Here is a 23,579-nt window from a genome sequence, read left to right on the forward strand (position 1 = left end):
TCAACGTTTATATGTTCGAGAACCTCCGTCATCAGGAAAGCTCGCATCGCGCTTAGAGCCAGCAGAGAGGTGGCCAATAGTCGCAATCGCGATGCCCGCTAAGAGCGGCTTGGTTCGTTTCGGCTTTCCACCCAACCCAGACATTCGCACGGTCTAGCTGACTGCGCGGAAACCATAAGGCTCAGCGTTTGATGGGAGGCAATTCGTCGATCGACGGCACGACCGGCCTGCCAATCTTGGGCCACATCTCGTTGAACAGCGCTTCACTGTACACTCGCATGTTGTGCGACTCGGCTGGGTGAATGTCTCGCCAAGCGCCATCGTCGCGGCGAACCCACGCGAGCGACCGCCCGTCCGCATAGTTCACCTTGATCATCGGGTCGTCCCAATGCGCCCCGTAGGTCGTGCTCTCGATCGTCATCTACGGGCCTCCGGTCAGGTGTGCCGCTCGCGGAACCGGATCCCAGCCCCGCCCCCATTCTCAGGGATGAACTCCAGGCCGGCGGCCTCTAGCGCGCGCTGGATTGCCGCGAGGTTGTTCGGCGCCGGCACGCGCCTGCCCTTCTCAAAATCGCGGATCGTGCTCTCGCTGAGGTTCGAGCGGGCAGCCAATTCGGTTTGTGACCAATCGAGCAGCCCACGGGCGGCACGGGACTGGGCAGCAGATAGAGACATCGCATCTCCTTATCACGCTATCCGTGCGTCATAAACGGAAAGCGTTGACAGGGCAGTTCATCAACGGTATCCGTTTATCACGCACGGAAATCGGTTGCTACCATGTCTCGCCGCACCGTCTCTTGGACCCAGATCGACCGCGCCGGCCGTGACAGCCGCCCGAAGATCCCCGCCGGTCTCCTATCCGACGCCGCCCGTATCGACATGACCGTGCGCGTCACTCGCCGCCCGCTCTACGCCGCAGGCAAGTTCGACCGCGCCGCCATCATGTCGGCCGCCACCAAGGCCGCCCACGCCCATCAGGAGCGCTTCGGCAGCACCTGGGTCGAGGCAATGTCCGTCTGCCTCACCGCCGCGTGGCGATCCGCCAAGCTCGCCCGCCACCTCGCTGCGCACTGACCCCATAGCGGCCTGACCCGCCCCACCACGGGGCGCCCCATCACCACCGAGCCAACCCACCCGAGCCCCACGAGGAGCGCGAACGATGACGCACGCCCGGATCCCAGATTTCAGTCAGCCCGTTCCGGTGCGCATGATCGTGACACCCGGAGGCGTTGAGTCCCGGCAGGCGGTCGAGCCGGTTCGGCTGGACACCACCCACGGTCGGTCGCCGCGTTTCCTCGGTGTCGCGGGCGAGCTGCTGGCCGCCGTCGTCATCATCGGCGGCGGTATGATCCTCACTGGTCTCGCCTCGCTGCCCTGATCCTAGCGCGGGCCGGGATCGCCCGCCTCACCCCTGGAGCCCTCCCTATGACCAAGAATGCCCCGCATGCCGATGCCGTGCTGATCCGGCTAGGTCGGCAGTTCGAGGAAGCCCGCAAGCGCGAGACCGCGGCCTGCGCCGACGTTTCGGAAGCCGAGCAAGCCGCCCGCGATGAGCACACCGTGGCCACGCTCGACCGTGCGGCCAACGAGGCCGGCAAGGCCGCCGCTGCGCTCGCCGCTCGCATCGCCGGTCTCCCGGCCCGAACCGCCGAAGGTTTCCGAGTGAAGCTGCGGGCCCTCGCTCACTACAACCCAGACGCGCTGCCGTCCGAGATCCCGGATCAGCCCGACCCCGACCAGATCCTGGCGCATTCCTTGTGGGTGGACATGCAAGGCGAGCCGCCGCCCTTCGAGATCTGACCCTCGCGCCGCCCGCACCCATCACGACCCGCCGCCCGCGTCCCCCGCGGGCGATTTTATTTGCGGCCCATTCAGTGTTGAACCCCTGGCTCTGTTCGCTTTTTGTTCTAGCTCGGATCCAGCGACGGCGGAGGACCACGATGGGGCGACGGGGGGTGTTGGTGCGGGCCGAGGAGGTCGCTTTCCTAGAAGAGGCCGCACGCCTGCGCCGGCAGTGCATCGACGTGTTGTCCCGCGCTAAGCCGCAGGGCCCGCTCTACAACGCCACCGCGGCGATCGTCGACGCAATCGACGGGCTCGCCGAGGTCGTGACCGGCAACCGGGCGCGGTTCCATCAGGCGAGCCCGCGGACGCCGGGGCCGGACCTGCCGCCCGTGAAGTGGCGGACCGTCGAGTAGCACCATCCCACCGTGCGACCCGTTGGGCGCCCGATCTTGGCGCGCCAGGAGGCGACGGCGGGCGGGAGGTCGGACATGCTTATCAAGATACATAAAGTACATTAGCACATAAATAAGTGCGACCGATTTCGATTTAAACAGGTGGCGATGTCGGCAATCCACAACAAAAATAAAGACAATCTATTTCTATTAAAAAAATCAACTTCAGGTCTGCCCTGTATCCAACCTATACCTTTTTTCTACTTCTACTCTTGACCATCTATTAAGATCCACGTTCTTGGCAAAGTTCTCTAGGCTGATAAATCTGTCTTTCAGAGCCTTCGCGAGGTTTATAGTCACTCGATTCGCCTTCGATTTTGGTATCGTTGCAACACGGTTGACCATTACGTCAGCGTGGCTCGGCCTATCCTCCAAAGCGGTCGCATACGCACCAAAAGCGACGTGCTTCTCAATGGATTTACTTGGCATTTCGATTTCGTGTTGAATTTTCTTCAATTCATTCATCGGCACCATAACTACCCCAAAGAGAGATTTGAGGGTGCCATCATTGGCTTTAGGCCTATCCCTTATGATCGCCTCGACAGTGCGGTGATACTCATCTGATGAGGCAGAGGACTCCCGCAAGCAGGATGACCCAAATGAATAAGCGTCAGAGAACAGAGCCGTTGTGACTCGCGTCGTATTATCTTCTGTCTCCGTGTGAGTGGGATCCATTACTAGCCTAACAAGGACCTCGTCAGATCGAACTGGGTCCGCCCGATGCGGCGAAACTTGCTGCAGCTCGCACCGGCAGTCAGGTGCCGCCGCATCAATCACCTTGGCGCGAGTTTGGTCATCGGGAGCGTCCGAGAACAACCTGACACAATCCATTGGCTCAGAGATCAAACGCCAGCGTCGAATTTGGTCGCGATCGCCTTTGGCATGGTCCGACCATCGAAGTTTGCAATGTCTGCGTCCCACTCCTCGTCGCCAACGTCGATGTTGGCGGCAATCACACCGTCGGGCATAAATTCAAATTGAGCATCGACGCTAGCGCCGCGCACCACAATTACCGCATTGCCATCTGCAAAAACTTGCGCAGAATACTTCAATCCACGACGTACATTCGATGCGAGTCCAAGAAATTCTTCCGCCAACTTGAAGCTAGCGATATTAGCGTTGTGCGTGTACTTCTTCAGGCGCCTCAACAACACAAGCGTAGAATGAACGTTCGAAGCCGCAGACGCCGGAGGCGGGCCAATGTCGGAAGTTGAACTGCTCTCATGGCTCTGCTGAGACATATCGGACCGAGGCGAGGACGCTACAGTCGGAAAGGTCGCGCCAAAATTTCCGCCTGGGTTGAACGACTCTTTCGCCAGCGCATACATTCAAGGCGTCCTACAAGCCGATTCGCTCAGCTGCTTCGAGTGTAATAATGCGCCGCAGGTCGCCCTTCAATGCGGTATGCTGACGATCGAGCACGGCCATCGCCTCGTTGAAGCCCCATCCCATACCAACGGTTCGCCGATATCCGGGCGCGTTTAGCGCATCCTGCATCATAGTATATATGATGATTGAACGGGTCGGCGCCCCAGTCTTGCCTGGGTAATCACCATAATCAACCTTAGTTTGGATAAGTCTCCGCTCCCTATCAGATAGTCTCTCAAAGCGCCCGCTATGTGAATGCCACGGCTCGGCATGTTCGATGCCAGCTCTGGACACGAATGGCGAATCAGAAGCGATCAGCGCAGAAGAATCTTGGTTTTGAGCTTCCACAAGATCAAATCGATCCCAGTATTCCAACTGGACCAATGCAATTGGAACTTCGTAGTTATAAAACTTATATAGGTTTTTTGCGAACTGTTCTATCCGACCAGAAAATGGCTTCCATCTTATATACTGATTTGTTTGCACTTGGATGGCGTCTTTGTTGGCCGAAAGTCTCTCAACAAGCATTTCATTTGTGTCAAATGTGCTGAAATTTAATCCCATCGCTTGCTGAGAAGTAACGGATGGGGAATTCAGAGCCACACCGAGCCTCGATCCATCAAAATTGACAGATAATCCGAAGGCTGGCGTCGGATGACCGACGCCAAGATCTCGGCCAGTTTGCCAGATCACTGAGCGCATTGCGGCCCATTGTGCTTCAGATACGGGATGAGCAAATTGTATTGTGGCCTGAACGGAAACGATCGCATGCGCTTCATTAAATGGGGTGAAGCCCCCCAACGTCGGCTCAGGCATTGTGCAACCTGCTGTCCCGCGGCTCGAACTGGTCTTTTCGGCTTCTACTAGGTTATCCGGTGTGTGGTTAACAGCGCGTCGCAAGTCGCGTCGGGCATGCATGCGCCCGGTCCTTGCTGCCCTAACTTCTGGTCGAGCTGTCGCCAGTTGCTTCCGCGCTAAGCACCCGCTGGGCCCGCCCCGATTTGCTCATGGGGCTGGCGAGCATCCGATTTCGCCGGCGATAAGGCCTTCGCCCAGTCGCGGTAGCGGATGTGGTTGTTCGATGCTCTGGCAGTTCGGGCGGATCTCCCGTCGCTGGCAGCGATGCGGTGACGATGCGCGTCAGCCCACAAAAGAAAGGCCCGGCTGCGGTGTCACCCGCGGCCGAGCCTCAAACGCGCTCGCTGGTAGCGACCGCCAGCCTGTTACCGACGATGGCGGAAGTGCCGATGCATGAAGCGACGTTCCGCGTTGTGCATGCGGCGGATCGGATGCCAGCGCACTTCGGTGATGCCGTCCTGGGCGCCAGCGACAGTCGCGGCTGGAACTGGGCTGAGCGGGGCGGCCGAGGCCGGCTTCGCGAGAGCGGCGACGCTGAAGGCGGCCAACAGTGCCGCGGTGATCACTGATGTGTGCAAGGGATGTTCCTCTCGTGCGACCACCCGTAACGGTGGTGCTTCAGGAAGCCGCGTTTCCGATCGACGGTTTCGAAGCCGTGATCACGAAACGGTCAGGCTTCGAGACAAGCTTAACGAATGCCGCTCGCGCATCCGGTGCCGGCAACAGAGTCCACATTTGTCTAGTTGTATATATGGGACATATGTTGGACATGCCCGCGGCCAACACAAGCTAAGTGCCTGATTTTGTTGGCGCGCCCTACGGGAATCGAACCCGTGTTTTCGCCGTGAAAGGGCGACGTCCTGGACCGCTAGACGAAGGGCGCATTGGCTAGGCCGGGGTTCTATAGTCGGACCCGGGGCGCCCGGCAACCGCCGAAGCGCCATATCGCTCCGGTTTGACCGGAGGACGGCTTGGGGCGATGGAGGGGCATGCCTGAACCCACTCCCCGCATGACCCTCGTCCTCGGCGGGGCGCGGTCCGGCAAGAGCGCCTACGCGGAGGGGTTGATCGAGGCCTGTCCCGGGCCGTGGCTCTACCTCGCCACCGCCCAGGCCTTCGATGACGAGATGGTCGACCGCATCGCCCAGCATCGCGCCCGGCGCGCCGGAGCATGGCGCACCCGCGACGTGCCGCTCGCCCTGCCGGAGGCGGTGGCCGAGGCGGAGGGGCCTGTTCTGGTCGATTGCCTCACCCTGTGGCTCACCAACCTCATTCTGGCGGAGGCCGATCTGGAAGCGGCGACCGTGCGGCTCATCGCCGCCTGCGCGCGTGCGCCGGGCCCGCTGGTGCTGGTCGGCAACGAGGTCGGGCTCGGGATCGTGCCCGACAATGCCCTCGCCCGCCGCTTCCGCGACGCGGCCGGGCGCCTGCACCAGCGGCTCGCCGCCGCGGCCGACCGGGTCGTTCTCACCGTGGCGGGGCTACCGCTCATCATCAAACCTGGAGCCCCCGCATGAACGAGGACGAAGCCCGCCACCGCGCCAAGATGGAGAAGCGCAAGGCCGTGCAGGACGCCGAGGTGGCGGAGAAGACCCTCGAGAAGGGCCTGCTCATGGTCCATACCGGCCCCGGCAAGGGCAAGAGCACGGCGGCGCTCGGGTTGATGCTGCGCGCGCTCGGCCGGTCCTGGCGGGTCGGCATGGTGCAGTTCATCAAGGGCGGCTGGGACACGGGCGAGCGCCACGCGGTGGCGGCCTTCGGCGACCGGGTCGTGTGGCACACCCTCGGGGAGGGGTTCACCTGGGAGACCCAGGACAAGGCCCGGGACATCGCCGCCTGCCGCCACGCCTGGGCGGTCGCCGAGGGCCTGATGGCCGATCCGACAATCCGCCTGCTCGTCCTCGACGAGCTCAACATCGCGCTGCGCTACGATTACCTCGACCTCGACGCGGTGCTGGCTGCGCTCCGGGACCGCCGGCCGGACCTGCACGTCGTGGTCACCGGCCGCAACGCCAAGCCCGCCCTGATCGAGGCCGCCGATTGCGTCACCGAGATGGGCAGCGTGAAGCACCATTTCGCCGCCGGCGTGAAGGCGCAGGAAGGAATCGAGTTCTGAGCCCGCCGCGCGCAAAGGCCCTGATGATCCAGGGCACCGGCTCGGATGTCGGCAAGTCGCTGATCGTGGCGGGGCTGGCGCGCGTCTTCACCAACAGGGGCTTGGCGGTCCGGCCGTTCAAGCCGCAGAACATGTCGAACAACGCCGCCGTGACCGCCGATGGCGGCGAGATCGGCCGGGCGCAGGCGCTCCAGGCCCGGGCCGCCCGGGTGGCGCCCTCCGTGCACATGAACCCCGTGCTGCTGAAACCGCAGAGCGAGGTCGGCTCCCAGGTGGTGGTACAGGGCCGGATGATCGCCACCGTGAAGGCCCGCGACTACCAGGCCTGGAAGCCCCGGCTGATGTCGGCCGTCCGCGACAGTTTCTCGCGATTGGCGCACGAGGCCGATCTCGTCCTCGTGGAGGGTGCGGGCTCGGCCTCCGAGGTCAACCTGCGCGCGGGCGACATCGCCAATATGGGCTTCGCCCGGGCCACCGATACGCCGGTCGTGCTGCTCGGGGACATCGACCGGGGCGGGGTGATCGCCAGCCTCGTCGGCACGAAGGCCGTGATCGACCCCGCGGATGCCGCGATGATCGTGGGCTTCATCGTCAACCGGTTCCGGGGCGATCCGAGCCTGTTCGCCGATGGCATGCAGCTGATCGCCGAGCGCACCGGCTGGGCGTCCCTCGGACTCGTGCCGCACTTCCCCGACGCCGCCCGCCTGCCGGCCGAGGACGTGCTGGGCCTTGCGGGCTCGGAATCCCGCGGGCCCGGAGCCGTCACGGTGGCGGTGCCGGTGCTGCCGCGGATCGCCAATTTCGACGACCTCGATCCCCTGCGGGCGGAGCCCGGCGTGTCGGTGGTGCTGGTCCGGCCCGGCACGCCGATCCCCGCCGAGGCTGCCCTCGTGCTGCTGCCGGGCTCCAAGACCACGATCGACGACCTGGAGGCGTTTCGCCAAGAGGGCTGGGACATCGACCTGCGCGCCCATGTCCGCCGGGGCGGCCGGGTGCTCGGGCTGTGCGGCGGCTACCAGATGCTCGGCCACAGCCTCGCCGACCCGCACGGGATCGAGGGGGCGCCGCGGACAGTGCCGGGCCTCGGCCTCCTCGACGTCCAGACCATCATGACGCCGGAGAAGCGCCTCGCCGCCGTCACCGGCACGAGCCTGCCCGACGGCGTGCCGTTCTCCGGCTACGAGATGCATATCGGCGCCACCGAGGGCCCCGACGCGGCACGGCCGCTCCTGCGCCTCGCGGATGGGCGCCTGGACGGGGCGGTCTCGGCGGATGGCCTTGTGGCCGGGACCTACGTGCATGGCCTGTTCGCCGACGACGCCCAGCGGGCCGCGTGGCTCGTGCGCCTCGGGACCGCCTCGGCAGGCGCGGGCTACGAGGCCGGGGTCGAGGCGGCCCTCGACGGGCTCGCGCGCCACATCGCGGCCCATGTCGATTGCGACCGCCTCCTGACACTCGCCCGGTAGCCGCGGGGCGCGTCAGCGATTACTCTGCGTAATGGCAGGCCCTCGCCACGAGGGGCCGCGACCGCCCAGAGGAACGCCGATGCCGTCCACGCAAGCCCCGCCCGGGGAGGATCTCGCCGCGAGCACCGTCCGCACGGTGACCCTGCGGTTGATGCCGCTCCTCGGGCTGCTCTACCTGATCGCCTATATCGACCGGCAGAACGTCTCCTACGCCAAACTGGAGATGGTCGGCAGCCTCGGGCTCAGCGAGACCGCCTACGGGCTCGGCGCTTCCCTGTTCTTCCTCGGCTACTTCCTGTTCGAGGTGCCGGCCAACGTCTTCCTGGAGCGGGTCGGCGCGCGGATCTGGTTCGCGCGGATCATGATCACCTGGGGCCTCGTCACCGTGCTGCTGGGCTTCACACAGAGCGCCACGATGTTCTACGTGCTGCGCTTCCTGCTCGGCGCCGCGGAGGCCGGGTTCTTCCCCGGCGTGCTGTTCGCCCTCACGCTGTGGTTCCCGCACGCCCACCGGGCGCGGATGATCGGCTGGTTCATGATCGCCAGCGCCATCGCCAACGCGGTCGGCGCGGCGGTCGGCGGGGCGCTGCTCGGCCTCGGCGGGGTCTGGGGCCTCGCGGGCTGGCAATGGGTGTTCCTGGCCACCGGCGCGCCGGCGATCCTGATGGCCGTCGTGGTGCTGGCCGTCCTGCCGGACGGCCCCGAGACCGCCCCCTGGCTGTCGCAGGCCCAGCGCGACTGGCTCAGCCGGACGCTCAAGGCCGAGAGCGAGGCGGGGGGCCATGTCGACCATGGCAATCCGTTCGCGGCGCTCCTCGACCGGCGCGTGCTGATGCTGGCCGGCATCTACGTCTTCCTGCCGCTTGCGGCCTACGGCCTCGGCTACTGGCTGCCCACCGTGGTCAAGGGATTCGGCGTCTCGAACCTAACCAACGGCCTCCTCAACATCATCCCCTGGACGGCTACGGCGGTGGCCCTGTGGTGGGTGCCGCGCCATGCCGCCCGCACCAACGCGCAGGGCAACGCGCTGACCTGGCACGTGGTCGGGCCGGCTCTGGTCGGGGCGGCCGGGCTGGCGCTCTCCGTCGTCCTGCCGGGCAACGCCGTGAAGTTCGCCTGCCTGTGCGTGGCGGCGGCCGGGACCTTCTCGGCACAGCCGGTCTTCTGGTCGATGCCCGGGACCTTCCTGCGCGGCGCCACGGCGGCGGCCGGGATCGCGGCGATCAACTCGGTGGGCAACCTCGGCGGCCTCGTCGCGCAGAACGTGGTGCCGTTCATCCGCGATCAGACCCAGAGCAACCTCGTGCCGATGCTGTTCCTGTCGGTCTGCCTCGCGGTGGGGGCCGGCCTGATGTTCGTGGTGCTCTCTGCCCTGCGCCGGGATGCGGAACGACGGGTTGCGGCAACGACAACGCGGGCCGCCTGAACACCGTACGGTTTCGCGCGTTATCGTTCATCGTGCCGGACCGACCGGCACGATGATGCAAACCCGCACGGCTGCGGGCCATCGTCGAGGAGGGCACCGCAATGAGTCAGGGATTTCCGCTCATGATCCTCGCCTTCGGGACGCTCGGCGGGATCTGGTTCCTAGCCGCCGCGGCCCGGAAGCAGGTCGCCGACGCCAAGGGCAGCCCGGAACGCTCCAGCGTGATTCACCACCATGGCGGCGAGCCGCGGCCGAACATGCCGGGCACCGAGCACTGAGCGCCTGAACTTCGGGTTTCCAAAGGGCTTCAGCCTTTTGGCGGGGTGTCGGGGCAGGGCCCTCAGATCGGACAACGTCCGGCACCAGGGCTCTGCCCTGGACCCGCGAAAGGTCTCGATCTTTCGGAACCAGGACGCGTGACCGTCCTCAGCCGGCGGCGATCCGGCGGCAATGGTCGAGGGCGGCGCCGATCAGGTTGTCGCTGGCCTCGGGCGTCCGGAAGGCGGAATGCGCCGAGAGCGTGACATTCGGCAGTCCGGCCAGCGGATGACCCGCGGGCAGCGGCTCAACCGTGAACACGTCGAGTCCGGCCTGCGCGATGTGGCCGGTCCGGAGCGCCTCGATCAGGGCGGGTTCGTCGATGACCGCGCCCCGGGCGGTGTTGATCAGCATGGCGCCGGGCTTCATCGCAGCGATGCGGTCGGCCGAGAGGAAGCCCCGGGTCTCGTCGGTCAGGAGCAGGTGGAGCGAGACCACGTCGCTCTCGGCGAGCAACTGCTCCAGGGGCACGAAGGCGACATCGGGATGCGCCTTGGGCGTGCGGTTCCAGGCGAGCACATGCATGCCGACGCCCCGGCAGAGCCGCGCCATCTCGGCCGCGATCCCGCCGAAGCCGACGAGGCCGATACGCTTGCCGGTGAGCTGCTGGCCCTCTGTACGCAGCCAGGATCCGGCGCGCATCGCCCGGTCCATCGGGGCGAGGCCGCGGGCCGCCGCCCACATCAGCGCGAAGGCGCACTCGGCGACCGCCGTGTCGCCGTAGCCCTTGATCGTGTGGACCGTGACGCCGAGCTCCGCCTGGAGCGCCTCCGGGTCCATGTAGCTGCGCGCGCCGGTGCCGAGGAACACCACGTGCTTCAGCCCGGCGCAGGCGCGGGCGACATCGAGGGGGAGGGCGGTGTGATCGATCACCGCGATCTCGGCCCCGGCCAGGAGGCCGGGCAGATCCTGCGGGGTGATGGCGGGCTCCGCGTGGATCGCGAAGGGCGGGTCGTCCGGCCGCAGCAGCCGCCGCGCCACTGCCGCCAGCGTCGCGTTGGCATCCACGAACACCGCGCGCATCGGCTTCTCCCTGTCCTGCCCCGTCACGATGCGTCGGACGCGCGGAGCGTGCCAGGCCCTGGAAGCAACACGGACCTCCACGGGCGGCGGGCACGGCAACTCAGGACAAAAAAAGCCGGCCCCTGCGGACCGGCCCTGGTTTTCGTTCCGGCGGAACGGATCAGCGCTGCAGCGACGCCGTCTGCGGAGCGATGGTCGGCGGGGTCGCCTGCGCCACCGTCACGGCGCTGCGGGGCGCCGTCGGCATCCAGCCGGTGGCGCACTGCATCACCAAAGCGAGGCCCAGGGCGACGCACAGACCGTTGGCCGCCACCCAGAACGGGCGTGCAGCCCGTCGTACGGCAGCCTGAAGCTCCTCGGCCGTCTTGCTCGCCGACTCGGCAGCACGATCCGAGATCGGCAGCAACCAAGGCTCGGTCGGCAGGGCATAGAGACCGGCCATCTCGTTGGAGCCCGGCAGGTTCTGGAACAGTCCGTTCGACATGTTCATCCTCCAGATTCGTCCGTGATGTCCCGGCTTACCGGGCCATTCGTTCATCTGCAGTTAAGGGACGATTGTGGCTGATGCAAGGTCACGGCCCTTGTCCAAGGTCCGCCGGACGCCATGGCGGGTCCGGCCACGCTTCCGGATCATGCAGCTAAACTTCTGAATGGAATAGATTTTCCGGAACAGCTGTGACATTGCCGCTTCAAAGTGCGGATCCGCACCTCCGGCACCGGGCCGTTCCTGAACGCCGGCTATTCCTGAACGGATTGGTTCAGCCAGCGCCGATCAGCCGGATCGCCGCCTCCCGCTCGAACAGGTAGAGCAGCACCCGCAGCGCCTGCCCCCGGGGGCTCTTCAGGCCGGGGTCGCGCTCGACGATCATCCGGGCATCGTCGCGGGCCGCCTCCAACAGGGCGCCGTCGCTCTCCATCCGGGCGAGCCGGAATGCCGCGAGCCCGGATTGCCGGGTGCCCAGCACCTCGCCCTCGCCGCGCAGCCTCAGGTCGGCCTCGGCGATGCGGAAGCCGTCCTCGCTGGCGCGCATCATCTCCAGCCGGGCCCGCGAGACCTGCCCGAGGGGCCCGCGGTAGAGCAGCAGGCAGGACGAGGCCCGGGAGCCGCGCCCGACCCGGCCGCGGAGCTGGTGCAGCTGCGCCAGCCCGAACCGCTCGGCATGCTCGATCACCATGATGGTCGCCTCGGGCACGTCGACGCCCACCTCCACCACCGTGGTCGAGACCAGGAGCCTGGTGTCGCCCGCGGCGAACCGCGCCATGGCGGAATCCTTCTCGGGCCCCGGCATCTTGCCGTGGATCAGCCCGACCGTGTCGCCGAAATGCTGTTTCAGGTCGTCGAAGCGTTCGGCGGCTGCCGCGAGGTCGATGAACTCGGATTCCTCCACCAGGGGGCAGATCCAGTAGACCCGCTCGCCCCCGGCGATCGCCCGGGCGAGGCCGGCCACCACCTCGTCGATCCGCTCGGTCGACAGCGTGATCGTGCGGATCGGCTGCCGGCCCGCGGGCTTCTCGTCGAGGATCGAGACGTCCATGTCGCCGAAGAAGGTCAGCGCCAGGGTGCGGGGGATCGGCGTCGCGGTCATGACCAGGAAGTCGACCGCCTCGCCCTTGGCGCCGAGCGCCAGCCGCTGATGCACGCCGAACCGGTGCTGCTCGTCGACGACCGCGAGGCCGAGATCGCGAAACGTCACGGCCTCCTGGAACAGGGCATGGGTGCCGACCAAGATGTCGATCTCACCGGCCGCAAGGTCAGCCAGGGTGGACTTGCGCTCCGAGGCCCGGTCCCGGCCGGTCATCAGGCGCAGGCGCAAGCCGCCAGCCAGCGGCTTGAGCCGCTCGAAATGCTGCCGGGCCAGGATCTCGGTGGGGGCCATCAGCGCCGCCTGACGCCCGGCCTCGACCGCCGACGCCATGGCGAGCAGCGCCACCGCGGTCTTGCCCGAGCCGACATCGCCCTGGAGCAGGCGCAGCATCCGCCGGGGCTCCGCGAGGTCGGCGCGGATCTCGGTCACCGCCCGGGTCTGGGCGCCGGTGAGCGCGAAGGGGAGGGCGGCCTCGATCCGGGCGCTCAGGGCCCCATCCCCGGCATTGACCCGGCCGGCCTTGCGCCGCTGGCGGGCGCGCAGCAGGGCCAGCGCCAATTGCGAGGCGAGGAGTTCGTCGTAGGCGAGCCGCTTCCGGGACGGCGTCGCGGGCGGCGGCTGGAGCGGATCCTCGGCCTTCGGGGGCGCTTCCTCGGGGCGGTGCTCCAGGCGCAGCGCATCCGCGAAGGCGGGCAGGCGGTTCTTCTCCAGCCAGGCTGCATCCTGCCATTCCGGCAGGACCGGCAACCGGTCGAGGGCCGAGACGGCGAGCTTGTTGATCGCCCGGGAGGTCAGCCCCTCGGTGGCGCCGTAGACCGGCTCGACCGCGGGCAGTTCGGCCAAGCCCGCCTCGTCCACGATCCGGGACGGGTGGACCATCTGGCGGGTGCCGTCCCAGAGGTCGATCCGGCCGGTGATGTAGCGATGCGCCCCGAGCGGCAGCATCTTCTCCACCCGGGGGCGGGGCATGCCGAAGAAAACCAGCGTGATGTCGTGGCCGGAGGCATCCTCCACCACAACCCGGTGCGGGCGCTTGCCCGATCCGATCTGGGCCGGGCGATGCTCCACCACGGTGACGCCGATCGTCACCGGCTCACCTGTCGGCGCCTCGCCGACGGAGCCCATGAGCTTCCGCGCCACACCGCCCTGAGGCAGGTGGAACAGGAGATCCACCACCCGGGCCTCGCGCTCCGGGGTGCCGAGCAGCTTCTCGATGAGCGGCGCCATCTTGGGGCCGATCCCCGGCAGGGCGCGGGCCGGGGCGAACAGCGGATCGAGGATGCTCGGACGGAGCGTGGGGGCTTCGGGGCGCGCGGCCGCCTCCTCCGGCGCCGCCGTGGCGTCGTGGTCTGTCACGGCCGGATCCTGAGTCGCGCGTGCATCTGTCATGGTGGTTCGGCGGACATGGTGCCGGAGGCGCCTTATCATCCGGTGCATCCCAGCGCGCCAGTGCGTCAGGATGGAGACCGACACCCATGGCCAGCGACTTCCTGCCGGGCTTCGACCGGCACCGGATCGAGACCGCCCCTGGCGTGACGATCAACGCCCGCTTGGCGGGCAGCACCCGCTTGGCGGGCAGCACCCGCTCGGCGGGCCACGCCCGCTCGGCCGGCTCCGGGCCGCCGGTGCTGCTGCTGCACGGCCACCCGCAGACCCTGTCGACGTGGCTCCACGTCGCCCCGCGCCTGGCCGAGACCCGCACCGTCGTCGCCATGGATCTGCGCGGCTACGGCGATTCGTCAAAGCCCCCGGGCGGCGAGCGCCACGCCGCCTATTCCAAGCGCGCCATGGCGGCCGACGCCGTGGCGGTGATGCGGCGGCTCGGCCATGAGCGCTTCGCGGTGGTCGGCCACGACCGGGGCGGGCGCGTCGCCCATCGCCTCGCCCTGGATCATGCCGAAGCCGTGGAGCGGGTCGCCCTGTTCGATATCGCGCCGACCGCGACCATGTACGCGCGCACCGACAAGGCCTTCGCCACCCGGTACTTCTGGTGGTTCTTCTTCATCCAACCCCATCCCCTGCCGGAGACGCTGATCGGGGCCGATCCGGAATATTTCCTGCGCCACCACGTCGAGGGCCAGTCGAAGACCCCCGGCTCGACCCCGCCCGACCTCTTCGCCGAGTATTTGCGCTGCTACGCGGACCCCGCCTGCCGCCACGCGATCTGCGAGGATTACCGGGCGGCGGCCGGCATCGATCTGGACCACGACGCTGCCGATGCCGACGCGCGCGTCACGGCGCCGCTCCTGGCGCTCTGGGGGGCGAAGGGCGTCGTCGGCCAGACCTACGACGTGCTGGAGACGTGGCGCGAGAAGGCCACCGATGTTTCGGGGCGGGCGCTCGATTGCGGTCACACCCTCCAGGAGGAGCGGCCGGACGAGGTTTTTTCCGAACTCTCGGCGTTTCTGGGGTGACCGGGCGGCTGCGGCGCCGTGGCCCGCCCGGGCCGAGGCATGGCGCCCTTGGCAGGATTGCGGGAAGGCGCAGATAGAAGCCGCACACTGCGCCGTGGGGATCGGCGAGCCAGCAAACCGTACGGGGAATCATGTCCGAAGCGCGAGAGGGCCGATTCGACGTCGCCGTGGTCGGCGCCGGAGCCGCGGGCCTCGCGGCGGCGCTCGCCATCGCCCGGGAAGGGATCCCCACGGCCCTCGTCGGCCGCCACGCCCCCGTGGCGGACGGGCGGACCGTGGCGCTGCTCGACGGGTCGGTGCGCTTCCTGGAGGCGCTCGGCGCCTGGGCGGCGGTGGCGCCGCAGGCGAGCCCGCTCTGCACCCTCCAGATCATCGACGACACCGGCAGCCTGTTCCGGCCGCCGCCCGTGCGCTTCCAGGCCGCCGAGATCGGCCTCGACGCCTTCGGGTGGAACGTCGAGAGCGCGCGGCTCGTCGAGAGCCTGCGCGCCTGCGCCCGGGCCCAGCCGAACCTGACCCTGGTCGAGGCGGATTGCGTCGGCGCGGCGGCGGGTGAAACGGCCTCTCGTGTCACCCTGGCGGAGGGCGGGACGGTCGAGGCCCGGCTGGTGGTGGGAGCAGACGGAGGGCGCTCGCCGCTGCGGGCTGCGAGCGGAATCCGCGTGCGCGACTGGACCTATCCGCAGAGCGCCATCACCACGATCCTGGCGCATGAGCGCCCGCACCGGGACGTGTCGACCGAATTTCACACCCGCTCGGGGCCCTTCACCCTGGTGCCGTTACCGGGCGGCCATCGCTCCAGCCTCGTCTGGGTGACCGGGGAGGGCGCGGCCCGGCGGCTCGCCGCGCTGGACGACGCGGCCCTGGGGCAGGCGGTCGAGCGGCAGGCCCAGGCGATGCTCGGCGCCATGCGGATCGACGGCCCGCGCGGCCTCGTGCCGATGCGCGGTCTGGCGGTTGCAACGCCGGTGGCGCGCCGGCTGGCACTGATCGGTGAAGCGGCCCACGTCTTCCCGCCGATCGGCGCGCAGGGGCTGAATCTTGGCCTGCGCGACGCCGCCACCCTGCGCGATGGGGTGCTGCGCGCCGCCCGGGATGGGCGGGATCCCGGCTCACGCCCGGTGCTCGACGGCTACGCCAGCGCCCGGCGGGTCGACACCGCGGCGCGCACAGCTGCGGTGGACCTCCTCAACCGCAGCCTGCTCACCGACCTGCTGCCGGTGGATGCCCTGCGCGGCCTCGGCCTGCTGGTGATGGGCCAGCTCGGGCCCCTGCGGCGGCTGGTGATGCGGGAGGGCGTGCTGCCCCGGCTCGGCGCGCCGGAATTGATGCGCGGGGCGCGGTGAGGCCAGCTTCGATCAGCGCTTTGCGGACAGCAGAATGGCCCGCATATGGTCCGCCCTGTTGTCACTTGACGCCAACAGGCACCGGCGTATCATGCGCTCATGAAGGCGGAACTTCTCATCCGTCGCCGCGTGGCTTTCGGCAATCGAGATTTCGCTGAGCTGGTCGTCTGGCGGGTTCCGGAACCGATTCCGCCGACCAAGCACGGTTTCAAGTACCGCCTCGTCTATGTCGTGAACGGCGTGCGCGTGATCGGCTTCGACAATGAGCGTGGCAAAGGCGCTCACCGGCACGATCAGAACGGCGAAGTACCGTACCACTTCGACGGAATCGACCGTTTGCTGTCTGCTTTCGTCGAAGCTGTCGAAATCTGGAGGAAGTCGCATGGCGAAGATTGAGGTCGAGGTCGGCCGGGATCTGCGCGCGGCCGCGGCGGATGTGGCTGAAGCCTGGAAGATCGCCGAAGCCGGACATGCGGTCGCCGGGAGTGATCGCATCCTGTTCCGGGACTGGAGTGCCCTGTGCGCGGTGTTGACGCCGAAGCGCTACGAGCTCCTGCGCCATCTTCGGCGGGCGCCCGAGACCGGCATTCGGCCTCTCGCCCGCGCTCTCGGCCGCGACGTCAAGCGGGTCCATGACGACGTGGTCGCCCTGTCTGAACTGGGACTTGTAGCACGGGGCGAAGACGGGAGCCTGTCGAGCGAGATCGACGCGATCATCTCCACGATCTGCATCGCGGCGTGACTCCGCGCTCCGTATTCAGTCCGTCATAGGGCCTGAAACGACAAAATCGCGTCGGAAAGGCAACCTTCAGAATTCCGGTTGCGCCGCCACATAAGCGCCGAGGCGGGTGGCGAGATCGACCGGGCCGCCGGCCCGTGGCTCGGCCGAATCGCCGATCAGGATCACCGGGATGCCACGGTCACGCAGTTGGCTGCGCAGCTTGGCGGCGCAGCGGGCATAGGCGGGGTCCCGGCGGGTCGGAGCCTGGAGCAGCACGGCGGCCGGCCGCGCGATCACGGCCAAGACGTCGTCGGCCGCCTCCATGGAGGCGGTCACGCTTGCGTAGCCGAGACTGGCGAGCTCGCCCGAAAGGGACCGGTCGACGGCCCGGACACCGTCATCGACCACGAGCACTTGTTGCAGCGCACCCATGAGATTAGGCGGTACTCCATCCGGCACAGCTTGAAAAGATAGCCGTGACCACAATCCTTTGCAGAACCCACGAAGGGGCCGTTCGGATCCGTTGGTCCGTGTGCAGATGCGAGATTAGTCGCGGTACCTGAGCGCCAGATGAACCGCCACGACGCCGCCGTTCAGGGCCGCTCAGACGGCCGCGACGCCAATCACGGCCCCGCCCGACAGGATGAGCCGGTAGCCCGAATCGCGCCATGCACCGGCGTCCGTCTCCGGCGTCGCGCCGCGGGGCAGGGGTGCCGCCGCGCAGGCCGGGCCGCGGCAGGCGAGGCCGCCGTCGCGGGCTGGCGCGAGGGCCAGGAGGTCCGGCGGCAGGGACACACGGTCCGGGTGGGCCAGGGCCGCGGCGAGATCGGGGCGCGTGACCAGAGCCGTCTCCCCGAGGACCAGCGTGTCGAGGCGCAGCGCACCGGCCGGCGGCGAGTCAGAGCGTGGTGAATCCGAGCGTCGTTTGCCGCCGTCCGGCGCGGCGCGGCGGATCAGGGGCGCGGGTGCCCGATGCACCACGTTGAGGCTCCGCACCGTCCAGGGCAGGGTCAGGGCGGCGAGCGCCGGCTCGATCAGGGCGGGGACGACCAGCCGGGTCGGCACGGGCCGCAGCAGGGCGGTCCGGAAACCGGTCTCCTCGAAGGGAATCACCGTCTCCAGGCCGGCCCCGGCCGCGAGCGCGGCGCCGAGGCCGGTCACGAGCCCGCGCAGGTCGTGGGCGGGCAGCAGCGTCAGGATCCGCTCGTCCGCGGAGAGCGGCAGGGCGTCGCAATGCGCCGCGATGGCGGCGGCGAGCGCTTCCGCGCCGCGATAGACCGGCCGTTCCGGATCGCTGCCTTCGAAGGTCACGAGGCCGCGGCTGGCGACCGGCTCAGCCACGCCGCGCTCCAGCGCCATCGCGTCGAGGCTGATCACGCCGTCCGGCACGCCGGGCCCGAAGGCGGCGAGATAGCGCAGGCCGAACTGCCGCATCGCCACGTGGGTCAGCTCCTCCGCGGGCCGGCGTGTGCCGCGGCGGCCCTCGGTGAGCACGCCGACGAGGTTGGCGGCCTCGATCCCGGCGGCGAGCTGCTCCGGATCCCAGGCGGCCGGCATCGCGCAGGGCAGGTGCCCCGCCGCCTCGACGGCGAGATGGGCCAGAGCCGCCTCCGCGCCGCCCGAGAACCACAATCCGATCCGGCTGCCGGCCGGGAGGCGCCACGCGCCGATCCCCCGGGCGAGCCGGCCGACGATCTCGGCGGCGGCCGCGTACGTCCACGTGATCGCCGGGCGCCCGCACCACGCGGTCCGGTCGCCCGAATCACGCAGGGCCGTGCGCTGCGGCGCGGCGCGCGCTGCCGCGAACAGGCAGCCGGACAGGCTGCCGGATCGCGCGAACGCGTCCGGTACGGCCTCGACCGCCCTCTCGGCCACCGCGAACGCGCTCAACCCGCCGCCCCCACTGATACTGAAAACCCGCCAGCATGGTCGGCCGATTACGGTTAACCGACCGCTAAGACCGCCGGGTGACGGCCAACCCCGATTGCCCCACCGGAGACAGGCTCCGCACGCCGATCACGTCCTCGTGCGACGTCGCGCTTGCGGCCGGGCGGGCGGGGGCCTATCGGGGGCCGGCCACGGCCCGGGGGGTGATCACCGGCCCGCCGGGCCGCGGTGTCAAGCCGCGGTGTCATGCCTTCGCCTTATTCCAGGGGAAAGGCAGGCCGCCCGGCCGCCGGGGCGGGAGATGCGCGCAGTCAGGCGCCCGTCCCCTCCGATGGCCGGACCGTTTCATCCGGAGCTCCGGTCGGCGCGCCACGGCGGCGCCCGTCCGGACGGTCCGGCGGATCGGCCGCGAGGCCGGCTCCGCATCAACCCGCTACACCGTATCGCTTTCCAAGGGGTCAGAGCCGATGTCCTTCACCCGCCCTGCGACGCTCGCGCGCGCCGCCCTCCTCGGTCTTGCGGGCCTCGGCCTCACGGTCGCCCCGGCCCTGGCACAGCCCAAGAAGCCTGCGGCCGCCGCGCCTGCTCCGGCCGCGCCGGCGCCGACCGCTCCGGGCACCCCCGCGGCCAATACGCCGGCGGCCCAGACCGGCCCGCAGATCGTCGCGGTGAAGTCCGAGCCGGGCCAGGCCGACTGGACCAAGGTCTGCGGCAAGGACCAGGCCTCGGGCACCGACATCTGCTACACGACCCGCGATTTCGTGTCCGACCAGGGTCAGCCGGTGCTGGCGGTGGCGGTCTATGAGATGAAGAACCCCGCCCAGAAGCAGGAGGTGCGCGTGGTGCGCTACCTGCTGCCGCTCGGCCTGCTGCTGCAGCCGGGCATCCGCTTCAGCATCGACGGCCAGGCGGCGACCGCCGGCCGCTTCGCGGTTTGCTTCCCGAACGGCTGCTTCGCCGAGGCCGGGGGCGTCGATGCCGGCGTGATCGCCGCGATGAAGAAGGGCACGACCCTCAACGTCTCGGTCCAGAATCAGACCCAGCGCGAGGTCACCTTCGCGGTGCCGCTGACCGGCTTCGGCAAGGCCTTCGACGGCCCGGCGATCGACCCGAAGGTGCTTGAGGAGCAGCAGAAGAAGCTCCAGGCGGAGCTGGAGAAGCGCTCCGAGGACATGCGCAAGAAGCTCGAGCAGCAGGGCGGCGCCGCCGCTGGCGCTGCCCCGGCCGCCGGCGCCGCTCCGGCCGCGAAGTAAGCCGACCGCAGGGTCGGGGTTTTCCGGAGGGCCGGGCCGCGAGGTCCGGCCCTTCGCGTATGGCCAGCCGCGGCTTTCTCCCTGTGCGCTTGGAAATTCCGACCTCGCCGGTGCTGATCAAGTGCACGCGGCCCCGTTTCTCACCCTCACCCCTCTGCGGCGGAGGGTGGACACCCTAACGGATCCCGATCGGGCCCGGCCCCGGCAGGACGAACAGGATCCGCAGGTCCTGATCCGGCACATAGTCCCGGGCCTCCCAGCGAACCGTGGTCGGCCCGATTTTCCGGATACCGGTGCGGCAGAAGCTCACGATCGCCTCCGGAATCCCCTTGTCCACCGTCAGGGTAAAGCGACCGATCGGCGAAGCCCAGTTGCGCGCCGTGGTCACGATGTAGGGCACCACGAAGGCCCGCAGGTAAGCGCTCGCGTTCGGCGCCCTGGCGTGCAGACGTCGGATCGCCGCGAGCCCCGGATCGTCCAGGCAGTAGGTCGCCCGGTAGCCGTCGCGGGACGCTTCCTTCGGATCGAGGACATGGAACCCGCTCACCGGGGCGTAGCTGTGCGCGATCCGGACGTCCTTCCCCGGGGGGAAGGTCTGCAGCCAGTGGAACTTTGCCTCGCTGCGCCAGAGCCCCTCGGTCATCCCCTCGGCGTCCGGGAACAGGCCGGCCTTGACCAGTTTCGCCCAGGTGGCCGTGTCGAGCCGCTTTCGGGCCGCCTCCAGCTGGGAGACGCGCAGCGGGTTGAGCGGCAGGCCGTGGCGGCGCAGCAGGTCGGTGACCTCGCGCTCGCCCACGAAGGCGCGCTCCTCCAGCTCCGGCTCGACCGGACGGCCGTCCACCGTGACGGTGAACCCGACGAAGTTCGCACGCTCGGGCTGCGGCAGCGTGAGGGCCGAGAAGCTGAGCACGCGGCCGTCGATCGGCGGCAGCGGGAACGCGATCCGCACCGTGCGGGACGTGTCCACTTGGCTGCGGAACACGTAGGTCACGTCGATCCGCGCACGGCTGATCGAGAGATCCTCGCTCGCCAGCGCGATGCCCGGCTCCGGCACGAGGATCAGCCCGCCGGCATCGAGTTCCGCGGCGCTGTCGTTGGCCCGCGCCGGGGCGCAGAGCAGGCCGGCGACGAGGACCAGAGCGGCGAATCGGGATCGGGCGACCATGGCGTCGGGCTCGTCCGACGGCAGCGGCCGTCGCCCGAGGCTACCGCGGGGCCCTTGTCGAAAGCTTGACGGTCCCCGCGCCGCTCAGTTCGTGGCCCGAGCGCGCATCCGGTAGGCGCCGGCATCGTCGCGCACGAACATCTCGGCGATGCCGGCGTGGCGCAGGGCCTCGCCCGACGTATCGGGCAGGAGGTTCTGCTCCGACACGTAGGCGACGTACTCGGTCTCGGCGTTCTCGGCCAGCAGGTGGTAGAACGGCTGGTCCTTGCGCGGCCGCACCTCCTCGGGGATCGACAGCCACCATTCCTCGGTGTTGTCGAAGACCGGGTCGACGTCGAACACGACGCCCCGAAAGGGGTAGATCCGGTGGCGCACCACGGCGCCGATGGCGAATTTCGCGGTTCTCAGGGTTACGTCCGTCATGGTTCAGTCCGTCCAGACCGGGACAGATAGGCATGATGACGGGACCTGTCATCCGTCCCGGGCCGCGGCCGCGGATTCGGGGAGGCGGACGCCGAGCTCGGCCGCGATCGCTCGCGCGGTGGCCTCGCGCCGGGCGGTGAGGTCGGCGGCGCGTGCCCGGGCCGCCGCCACGATGGCGGGCGGGGCGGTCCCGGGGGTGCCGCTGTCGAAGGGCGGCTCGGGGGCGTATTGCATTCCGAGCTGGATGCCTTTCGCGGCCTCGGTGCCCCGCAATTCGGCGGCGAGGCGCAAGGCCCCATCGATCCCGGCGGTGACGCCGGCCGCGAACACCCAGGTGCGGTCCTCCCCGTCGCGGTCGATCACCACCCGCGCATCCACCGGCTCGGCCCCGAAGAAGGGCAGGAGATGGACCGCGTTCCAGTAGGTCGTGGCCCGGCGCCCCACCAGAAGGCCGGCCGCTCCGAGGAGGAGCGCGCCGGTGCAGACCGACAGGACGTGTGAGGCGCCCCCGGCCTGCTGCCGGATCCAGCCGAGCACGGCCGGATCGCGCATCAGCGCCTCCTGGCCCTGGCCGCCCGGCACGTGGAGCACGTCGAGCCGGGGCGCCGCGTCCAGGGTCGCGTCCGGCAGGATCCGCAGGCCGCGGACGTCGCGCACCGGATCCGGGGTGGCCGCGTAGATCCGGTAGGTGCTGTTCGGGATCCGGGCCAAAATCTCGAACGGGCCGGTGAGGTCGATCTGGTCGAGCCCTTCGAACAGGAGCGAGCCGATCTGCAGGTGGGTATCGGGGGGAATCATCGGAGACCTCCGGGGTGGACAGGGCGACCCTACCGCGTCACGCTCTGGCGCGAATGACAAAGAGCCCTCGTTTTCCGCCAGATGTTCCGCGGGTCGTGGAGGTGCTGGCCTTCCCGGCGGTGCAGCTCCTCGACGTGGCGGGCCCGCTCCAGGTTTTCGCGACCGCCAACGAGCATGGCGGCGTGGGCCAACCTTACGCGCCGCGGGTGATCGCGGCGGGCGAGCCGCATCTGACCGCTTCGGCCGGCCTGCGGCTGGTGGCCGAGCCGCTGCCGGATCTCGACACGCCGGTGGACACGCTGGTGATCGCAGGCGGCCCCGGTGTCCTGGCGGCTTGCGACGACCCGGCGCTGGTGGCCTGGGTGCGGGCGCGGGCCGGACGGGCGCGCCGGGTCGCCTCGGTCTGCACCGGGGCGTTCCTGCTCGGCGCGACCGGGCTCCTCGACGGGCGGCGGGCCGTGACCCACTGGAAGCATTGCGGAGCGCTCGCCAAACGCTACCCCCGAATCCGGGTCGAGTCGGACCCGATCTTCGTGCGCGACGGCCCGGTCTGGTCCTCGGCGGGGGTCACGGCGGGAATTGATCTGGCGCTCGCGTTGGTCGAGGCGGATCTCGGACGCCCCCTCGCGCTGGCGGTGGCGCGCCAACTCGTGATGTTCCTCAAGCGCCCGGGGGGCCAAGCGCAGTTCAGCGCGGCGCTGGCCCTCCAGGCGGGCGAGGAACGGTTCGGGGCGCTCCACGCCTACATCGTGAAGAACCTGTCGGGGGATCTGGCGCTGCCGGCACTCGCCGCGGCGGCGGGGATGAGCGCGCGCAGCCTCAGCCGGCACTACCAGGCGGCGACCGGCCTCACCCCGGCCAAAGCCGTGGAGCGCCTGCGGGTGGAGGCGGCCCGCCGGGCGCTGGCCGAGACCGCGCAGCCGGTCAAGCGCATCGCCTGGGCTTGCGGCTTCGGCTCCGAGGAGACGATGCGGCGCAGTTTTTTACGTCACGTCGCGGCGACGCCGCAGGATTATCGGGCGCGGTTTGGGGGCTAGGTAGAGAACTCATACAACCATTTGCGCTCGCTTGCGTTTTCTTCCTGAGTTTGAGGTTTCCAGCGCAGGAGGATCGCGATGGCACGGTTGTTCTGGCTCTCGGATGAAGCCTGGGCGCGGATCGAGCCGCACCTGCC

The 23,579-nt window shown here is 68.8% G+C and carries 29 protein-coding genes and 1 tRNA gene; 15 read left to right on the forward strand and 15 right to left on the reverse strand.

Annotated elements, in window-relative coordinates; genetic code table 11:
* Positions 1 to 181: 181 nt before the first annotated feature.
* Together MKK84_RS27940 and MKK84_RS27945 are read right to left on the reverse strand one after the other, a co-directional pair.
* A complete protein-coding gene (locus MKK84_RS27940) occupies positions 182 to 421 on the reverse strand; it encodes a hypothetical protein (protein WP_243925295.1) in 240 nt (79 codons plus the stop codon).
* A 14-nt stretch (positions 422 to 435) separates the two neighbouring features.
* Positions 436 to 675, reverse strand: a complete 240-nt coding sequence (locus MKK84_RS27945; protein WP_243925296.1) for a multiprotein-bridging factor 1 family protein — start codon at positions 673 to 675, stop codon at positions 436 to 438.
* Positions 676 to 777: 102 nt separating this feature from the next.
* Here MKK84_RS27945 and MKK84_RS27950 point away from each other — a divergent pair, with 102 nt between their 5' ends.
* From MKK84_RS27950 to MKK84_RS27965, 4 genes are all read left to right on the forward strand, one after another.
* Positions 778 to 1,074, forward strand: a complete 297-nt coding sequence (locus tag MKK84_RS27950) for a hypothetical protein (protein WP_243925297.1) — start codon at positions 778 to 780, stop codon at positions 1,072 to 1,074.
* Between the two features lie 85 nt (positions 1,075 to 1,159).
* Complete coding sequence (locus MKK84_RS27955) at positions 1,160 to 1,378, forward strand: hypothetical protein (protein WP_243925298.1); 219 nt, start codon at positions 1,160 to 1,162, stop codon at positions 1,376 to 1,378.
* A gap of 47 nt (positions 1,379 to 1,425) precedes the next feature.
* Positions 1,426 to 1,800, forward strand: coding sequence for a hypothetical protein (locus MKK84_RS27960; protein WP_243925299.1), 375 nt, complete (start codon positions 1,426 to 1,428; stop codon positions 1,798 to 1,800).
* 140 nt (positions 1,801 to 1,940) lie between these two features.
* Positions 1,941 to 2,198 carry a hypothetical protein gene (locus MKK84_RS27965; protein WP_243925300.1) on the forward strand — a complete coding sequence of 86 codons (258 nt, stop codon included), beginning with the start codon at positions 1,941 to 1,943 and terminating at the stop codon, positions 2,196 to 2,198.
* 204 nt (positions 2,199 to 2,402) lie between these two features.
* On the opposite strand, the gene MKK84_RS27970 is transcribed toward MKK84_RS27965, so the two are convergent.
* The 5 genes from MKK84_RS27970 to MKK84_RS27990 form a co-directional block, all read right to left on the reverse strand.
* Complete coding sequence (locus tag MKK84_RS27970) at positions 2,403 to 2,822, reverse strand: hypothetical protein (protein ID WP_243925301.1); 420 nt, start codon at positions 2,820 to 2,822, stop codon at positions 2,403 to 2,405.
* Between the two features lie 257 nt (positions 2,823 to 3,079).
* A complete protein-coding gene (locus MKK84_RS27975; protein WP_243925302.1) occupies positions 3,080 to 3,565 on the reverse strand; it encodes a hypothetical protein in 486 nt (161 codons plus the stop codon).
* 10 nt (positions 3,566 to 3,575) lie between these two features.
* Positions 3,576 to 4,421, reverse strand: a complete 846-nt coding sequence (locus tag MKK84_RS27980; protein ID WP_243925303.1) for a hypothetical protein — start codon at positions 4,419 to 4,421, stop codon at positions 3,576 to 3,578.
* Positions 4,422 to 4,828: 407 nt separating this feature from the next.
* Positions 4,829 to 5,041 carry a hypothetical protein gene (locus tag MKK84_RS27985; protein WP_243925304.1) on the reverse strand — a complete coding sequence of 71 codons (213 nt, stop codon included), beginning with the start codon at positions 5,039 to 5,041 and terminating at the stop codon, positions 4,829 to 4,831.
* A 229-nt stretch (positions 5,042 to 5,270) separates the two neighbouring features.
* Positions 5,271 to 5,346, reverse strand: a tRNA-Glu gene (locus MKK84_RS27990).
* Between the two features lie 106 nt (positions 5,347 to 5,452).
* Between MKK84_RS27990 and cobU the strand changes: the two genes are divergently transcribed.
* The 5 genes from cobU to MKK84_RS28015 all read left to right on the forward strand — a co-directional run bounded on the left by cobU (position 5,453) and on the right by MKK84_RS28015 (position 9,749).
* Complete coding sequence (gene cobU, locus MKK84_RS27995) at positions 5,453 to 5,980, forward strand: bifunctional adenosylcobinamide kinase/adenosylcobinamide-phosphate guanylyltransferase (protein WP_243925305.1); 528 nt, start codon at positions 5,453 to 5,455, stop codon at positions 5,978 to 5,980.
* Positions 5,977 to 6,579 carry a cob(I)yrinic acid a,c-diamide adenosyltransferase gene (cobO, locus tag MKK84_RS28000; protein WP_243925306.1) on the forward strand — a complete coding sequence of 201 codons (603 nt, stop codon included), beginning with the start codon at positions 5,977 to 5,979 and terminating at the stop codon, positions 6,577 to 6,579. The genes cobU and cobO overlap by 4 nt, the downstream gene beginning before the upstream one ends.
* A 23-nt stretch (positions 6,580 to 6,602) precedes the next feature.
* Positions 6,603 to 8,045, forward strand: coding sequence for a cobyric acid synthase (locus MKK84_RS28005; RefSeq protein WP_243925307.1), 1,443 nt, complete (start codon positions 6,603 to 6,605; stop codon positions 8,043 to 8,045).
* 79 nt (positions 8,046 to 8,124) lie between these two features.
* Positions 8,125 to 9,471, forward strand: coding sequence for an MFS transporter (locus tag MKK84_RS28010; RefSeq protein ID WP_243925308.1), 1,347 nt, complete (start codon positions 8,125 to 8,127; stop codon positions 9,469 to 9,471).
* A gap of 101 nt (positions 9,472 to 9,572) precedes the next feature.
* Complete coding sequence (locus tag MKK84_RS28015) at positions 9,573 to 9,749, forward strand: hypothetical protein (RefSeq protein WP_243925309.1); 177 nt, start codon at positions 9,573 to 9,575, stop codon at positions 9,747 to 9,749.
* Positions 9,750 to 9,897: 148 nt separating this feature from the next.
* Here the strand turns inward: MKK84_RS28015 and MKK84_RS28020 are convergent, their stop codons facing one another.
* The 3 genes from MKK84_RS28020 to recG form a co-directional block, all read right to left on the reverse strand.
* Positions 9,898 to 10,812, reverse strand: a complete 915-nt coding sequence (locus MKK84_RS28020) for an NAD(P)-dependent oxidoreductase (protein ID WP_243925310.1) — start codon at positions 10,810 to 10,812, stop codon at positions 9,898 to 9,900.
* Between the two features lie 160 nt (positions 10,813 to 10,972).
* Positions 10,973 to 11,296 (reverse strand): hypothetical protein, encoded by a 324-nt coding sequence (locus MKK84_RS28025; RefSeq protein WP_243925311.1) that lies wholly within the window; start codon positions 11,294 to 11,296, stop codon positions 10,973 to 10,975.
* A gap of 274 nt (positions 11,297 to 11,570) precedes the next feature.
* Positions 11,571 to 13,787, reverse strand: a complete 2,217-nt coding sequence (gene recG / locus MKK84_RS28030; protein ID WP_243925312.1) for an ATP-dependent DNA helicase RecG — start codon at positions 13,785 to 13,787, stop codon at positions 11,571 to 11,573.
* Positions 13,788 to 13,873: 86 nt separating this feature from the next.
* Between recG and MKK84_RS28035 the strand changes: the two genes are divergently transcribed.
* The 4 genes from MKK84_RS28035 (at position 13,874) to MKK84_RS28050 (ending at position 16,900) form a co-directional block, all read left to right on the forward strand.
* Positions 13,874 to 14,812, forward strand: a complete 939-nt coding sequence (locus MKK84_RS28035; protein ID WP_243925313.1) for an alpha/beta fold hydrolase — start codon at positions 13,874 to 13,876, stop codon at positions 14,810 to 14,812.
* A 131-nt stretch (positions 14,813 to 14,943) separates the two neighbouring features.
* On the forward strand, positions 14,944 to 16,158 hold the full coding sequence (locus MKK84_RS28040) for a UbiH/UbiF family hydroxylase (RefSeq protein WP_243925314.1): 1,215 nt from the start codon (positions 14,944 to 14,946) through the stop codon (positions 16,156 to 16,158).
* Positions 16,159 to 16,257: 99 nt separating this feature from the next.
* Positions 16,258 to 16,554 carry a DUF6516 family protein gene (locus MKK84_RS28045; protein WP_243925315.1) on the forward strand — a complete coding sequence of 99 codons (297 nt, stop codon included), beginning with the start codon at positions 16,258 to 16,260 and terminating at the stop codon, positions 16,552 to 16,554.
* Positions 16,541 to 16,900 carry a hypothetical protein gene (locus tag MKK84_RS28050; RefSeq protein ID WP_243925316.1) on the forward strand — a complete coding sequence of 120 codons (360 nt, stop codon included), beginning with the start codon at positions 16,541 to 16,543 and terminating at the stop codon, positions 16,898 to 16,900. The genes MKK84_RS28045 and MKK84_RS28050 overlap by 14 nt, the downstream gene beginning before the upstream one ends.
* Positions 16,901 to 16,966: 66 nt before the next feature.
* On the opposite strand, the gene MKK84_RS28055 is transcribed toward MKK84_RS28050, so the two are convergent.
* Both MKK84_RS28055 and MKK84_RS28060 read right to left on the reverse strand, forming a co-directional pair.
* Positions 16,967 to 17,311, reverse strand: coding sequence for a hypothetical protein (locus MKK84_RS28055; RefSeq protein ID WP_243925317.1), 345 nt, complete (start codon positions 17,309 to 17,311; stop codon positions 16,967 to 16,969).
* Between the two features lie 171 nt (positions 17,312 to 17,482).
* The gene (locus MKK84_RS28060) at positions 17,483 to 18,769 is read right to left on the reverse strand and encodes an AMP-binding protein (protein WP_243925318.1); all 1,287 of its coding nucleotides are present in this window, start codon (positions 18,767 to 18,769) and stop codon (positions 17,483 to 17,485) included.
* A 464-nt stretch (positions 18,770 to 19,233) separates the two neighbouring features.
* On the opposite strand from MKK84_RS28060, the gene MKK84_RS28065 reads away from it, so the two are divergent.
* Positions 19,234 to 20,019, forward strand: coding sequence for an invasion associated locus B family protein (locus MKK84_RS28065; RefSeq protein WP_243925319.1), 786 nt, complete (start codon positions 19,234 to 19,236; stop codon positions 20,017 to 20,019).
* Between the two features lie 175 nt (positions 20,020 to 20,194).
* On the opposite strand, the gene MKK84_RS28070 is transcribed toward MKK84_RS28065, so the two are convergent.
* The 3 genes from MKK84_RS28070 to MKK84_RS28080 form a co-directional block, all read right to left on the reverse strand.
* Positions 20,195 to 21,184, reverse strand: coding sequence for a DUF4424 domain-containing protein (locus tag MKK84_RS28070; protein WP_243925320.1), 990 nt, complete (start codon positions 21,182 to 21,184; stop codon positions 20,195 to 20,197).
* Between the two features lie 84 nt (positions 21,185 to 21,268).
* Positions 21,269 to 21,607 carry a heat shock protein HspQ gene (gene hspQ / locus MKK84_RS28075; RefSeq protein ID WP_243925321.1) on the reverse strand — a complete coding sequence of 113 codons (339 nt, stop codon included), beginning with the start codon at positions 21,605 to 21,607 and terminating at the stop codon, positions 21,269 to 21,271.
* Between the two features lie 48 nt (positions 21,608 to 21,655).
* Positions 21,656 to 22,405, reverse strand: coding sequence for a DJ-1/PfpI family protein (locus MKK84_RS28080; protein ID WP_243925322.1), 750 nt, complete (start codon positions 22,403 to 22,405; stop codon positions 21,656 to 21,658).
* A 53-nt stretch (positions 22,406 to 22,458) separates the two neighbouring features.
* On the opposite strand from MKK84_RS28080, the gene MKK84_RS28085 reads away from it, so the two are divergent.
* Positions 22,459 to 23,442 carry a GlxA family transcriptional regulator gene (locus MKK84_RS28085; RefSeq protein WP_243925323.1) on the forward strand — a complete coding sequence of 328 codons (984 nt, stop codon included), beginning with the start codon at positions 22,459 to 22,461 and terminating at the stop codon, positions 23,440 to 23,442.
* The last annotated feature ends 137 nt before the right edge of the window (positions 23,443 to 23,579 follow it).

The sequence above is a fragment of the Methylobacterium sp. E-065 genome, from assembly GCF_022829605.1.
Lineage (GTDB): Bacteria > Pseudomonadota > Alphaproteobacteria > Rhizobiales > Beijerinckiaceae > Methylobacterium.

Coding starts and splice junctions, on each gene's coding strand:
- MKK84_RS28035 (WP_243925313.1), top strand. CDS start 13,874: ATGGCCAGCGACTTCCTGCCGGGCTTCGACCGGCACCGGATCGAGACC.
- MKK84_RS28070 (WP_243925320.1), bottom strand. CDS start 21,184: ATGGTCGCCCGATCCCGATTCGCCGCTCTGGTCCTCGTCGCCGGCCTG.
- MKK84_RS28010 (WP_243925308.1), top strand. CDS start 8,125: ATGCCGTCCACGCAAGCCCCGCCCGGGGAGGATCTCGCCGCGAGCACC.
- MKK84_RS28025 (WP_243925311.1), bottom strand. CDS start 11,296: ATGTCGAACGGACTGTTCCAGAACCTGCCGGGCTCCAACGAGATGGCC.
- MKK84_RS27960 (WP_243925299.1), top strand. CDS start 1,426: ATGACCAAGAATGCCCCGCATGCCGATGCCGTGCTGATCCGGCTAGGT.
- cobU (WP_243925305.1), top strand. CDS start 5,453: ATGCCTGAACCCACTCCCCGCATGACCCTCGTCCTCGGCGGGGCGCGG.
- MKK84_RS27945 (WP_243925296.1), bottom strand. CDS start 675: ATGTCTCTATCTGCTGCCCAGTCCCGTGCCGCCCGTGGGCTGCTCGAT.
- MKK84_RS27940 (WP_243925295.1), bottom strand. CDS start 421: ATGACGATCGAGAGCACGACCTACGGGGCGCATTGGGACGACCCGATG.
- MKK84_RS28040 (WP_243925314.1), top strand. CDS start 14,944: ATGTCCGAAGCGCGAGAGGGCCGATTCGACGTCGCCGTGGTCGGCGCC.
- MKK84_RS28050 (WP_243925316.1), top strand. CDS start 16,541: ATGGCGAAGATTGAGGTCGAGGTCGGCCGGGATCTGCGCGCGGCCGCG.
- cobO (WP_243925306.1), top strand. CDS start 5,977: ATGAACGAGGACGAAGCCCGCCACCGCGCCAAGATGGAGAAGCGCAAG.
- MKK84_RS27950 (WP_243925297.1), top strand. CDS start 778: ATGTCTCGCCGCACCGTCTCTTGGACCCAGATCGACCGCGCCGGCCGT.
- MKK84_RS28085 (WP_243925323.1), top strand. CDS start 22,459: ATGACAAAGAGCCCTCGTTTTCCGCCAGATGTTCCGCGGGTCGTGGAG.
- MKK84_RS27975 (WP_243925302.1), bottom strand. CDS start 3,565: ATGTATGCGCTGGCGAAAGAGTCGTTCAACCCAGGCGGAAATTTTGGC.
- recG (WP_243925312.1), bottom strand. CDS start 13,787: ATGACAGATGCACGCGCGACTCAGGATCCGGCCGTGACAGACCACGAC.
- MKK84_RS27955 (WP_243925298.1), top strand. CDS start 1,160: ATGACGCACGCCCGGATCCCAGATTTCAGTCAGCCCGTTCCGGTGCGC.
- MKK84_RS28015 (WP_243925309.1), top strand. CDS start 9,573: ATGAGTCAGGGATTTCCGCTCATGATCCTCGCCTTCGGGACGCTCGGC.
- MKK84_RS28020 (WP_243925310.1), bottom strand. CDS start 10,812: ATGCGCGCGGTGTTCGTGGATGCCAACGCGACGCTGGCGGCAGTGGCG.
- MKK84_RS27965 (WP_243925300.1), top strand. CDS start 1,941: ATGGGGCGACGGGGGGTGTTGGTGCGGGCCGAGGAGGTCGCTTTCCTA.
- MKK84_RS28055 (WP_243925317.1), bottom strand. CDS start 17,311: ATGGGTGCGCTGCAACAAGTGCTCGTGGTCGATGACGGTGTCCGGGCC.
- MKK84_RS28005 (WP_243925307.1), top strand. CDS start 6,603: ATGATCCAGGGCACCGGCTCGGATGTCGGCAAGTCGCTGATCGTGGCG.
- MKK84_RS28080 (WP_243925322.1), bottom strand. CDS start 22,405: ATGATTCCCCCCGATACCCACCTGCAGATCGGCTCGCTCCTGTTCGAA.
- MKK84_RS28045 (WP_243925315.1), top strand. CDS start 16,258: ATGAAGGCGGAACTTCTCATCCGTCGCCGCGTGGCTTTCGGCAATCGA.
- MKK84_RS28065 (WP_243925319.1), top strand. CDS start 19,234: ATGTCCTTCACCCGCCCTGCGACGCTCGCGCGCGCCGCCCTCCTCGGT.
- hspQ (WP_243925321.1), bottom strand. CDS start 21,607: ATGACGGACGTAACCCTGAGAACCGCGAAATTCGCCATCGGCGCCGTG.
- MKK84_RS27980 (WP_243925303.1), bottom strand. CDS start 4,421: ATGCCTGAGCCGACGTTGGGGGGCTTCACCCCATTTAATGAAGCGCAT.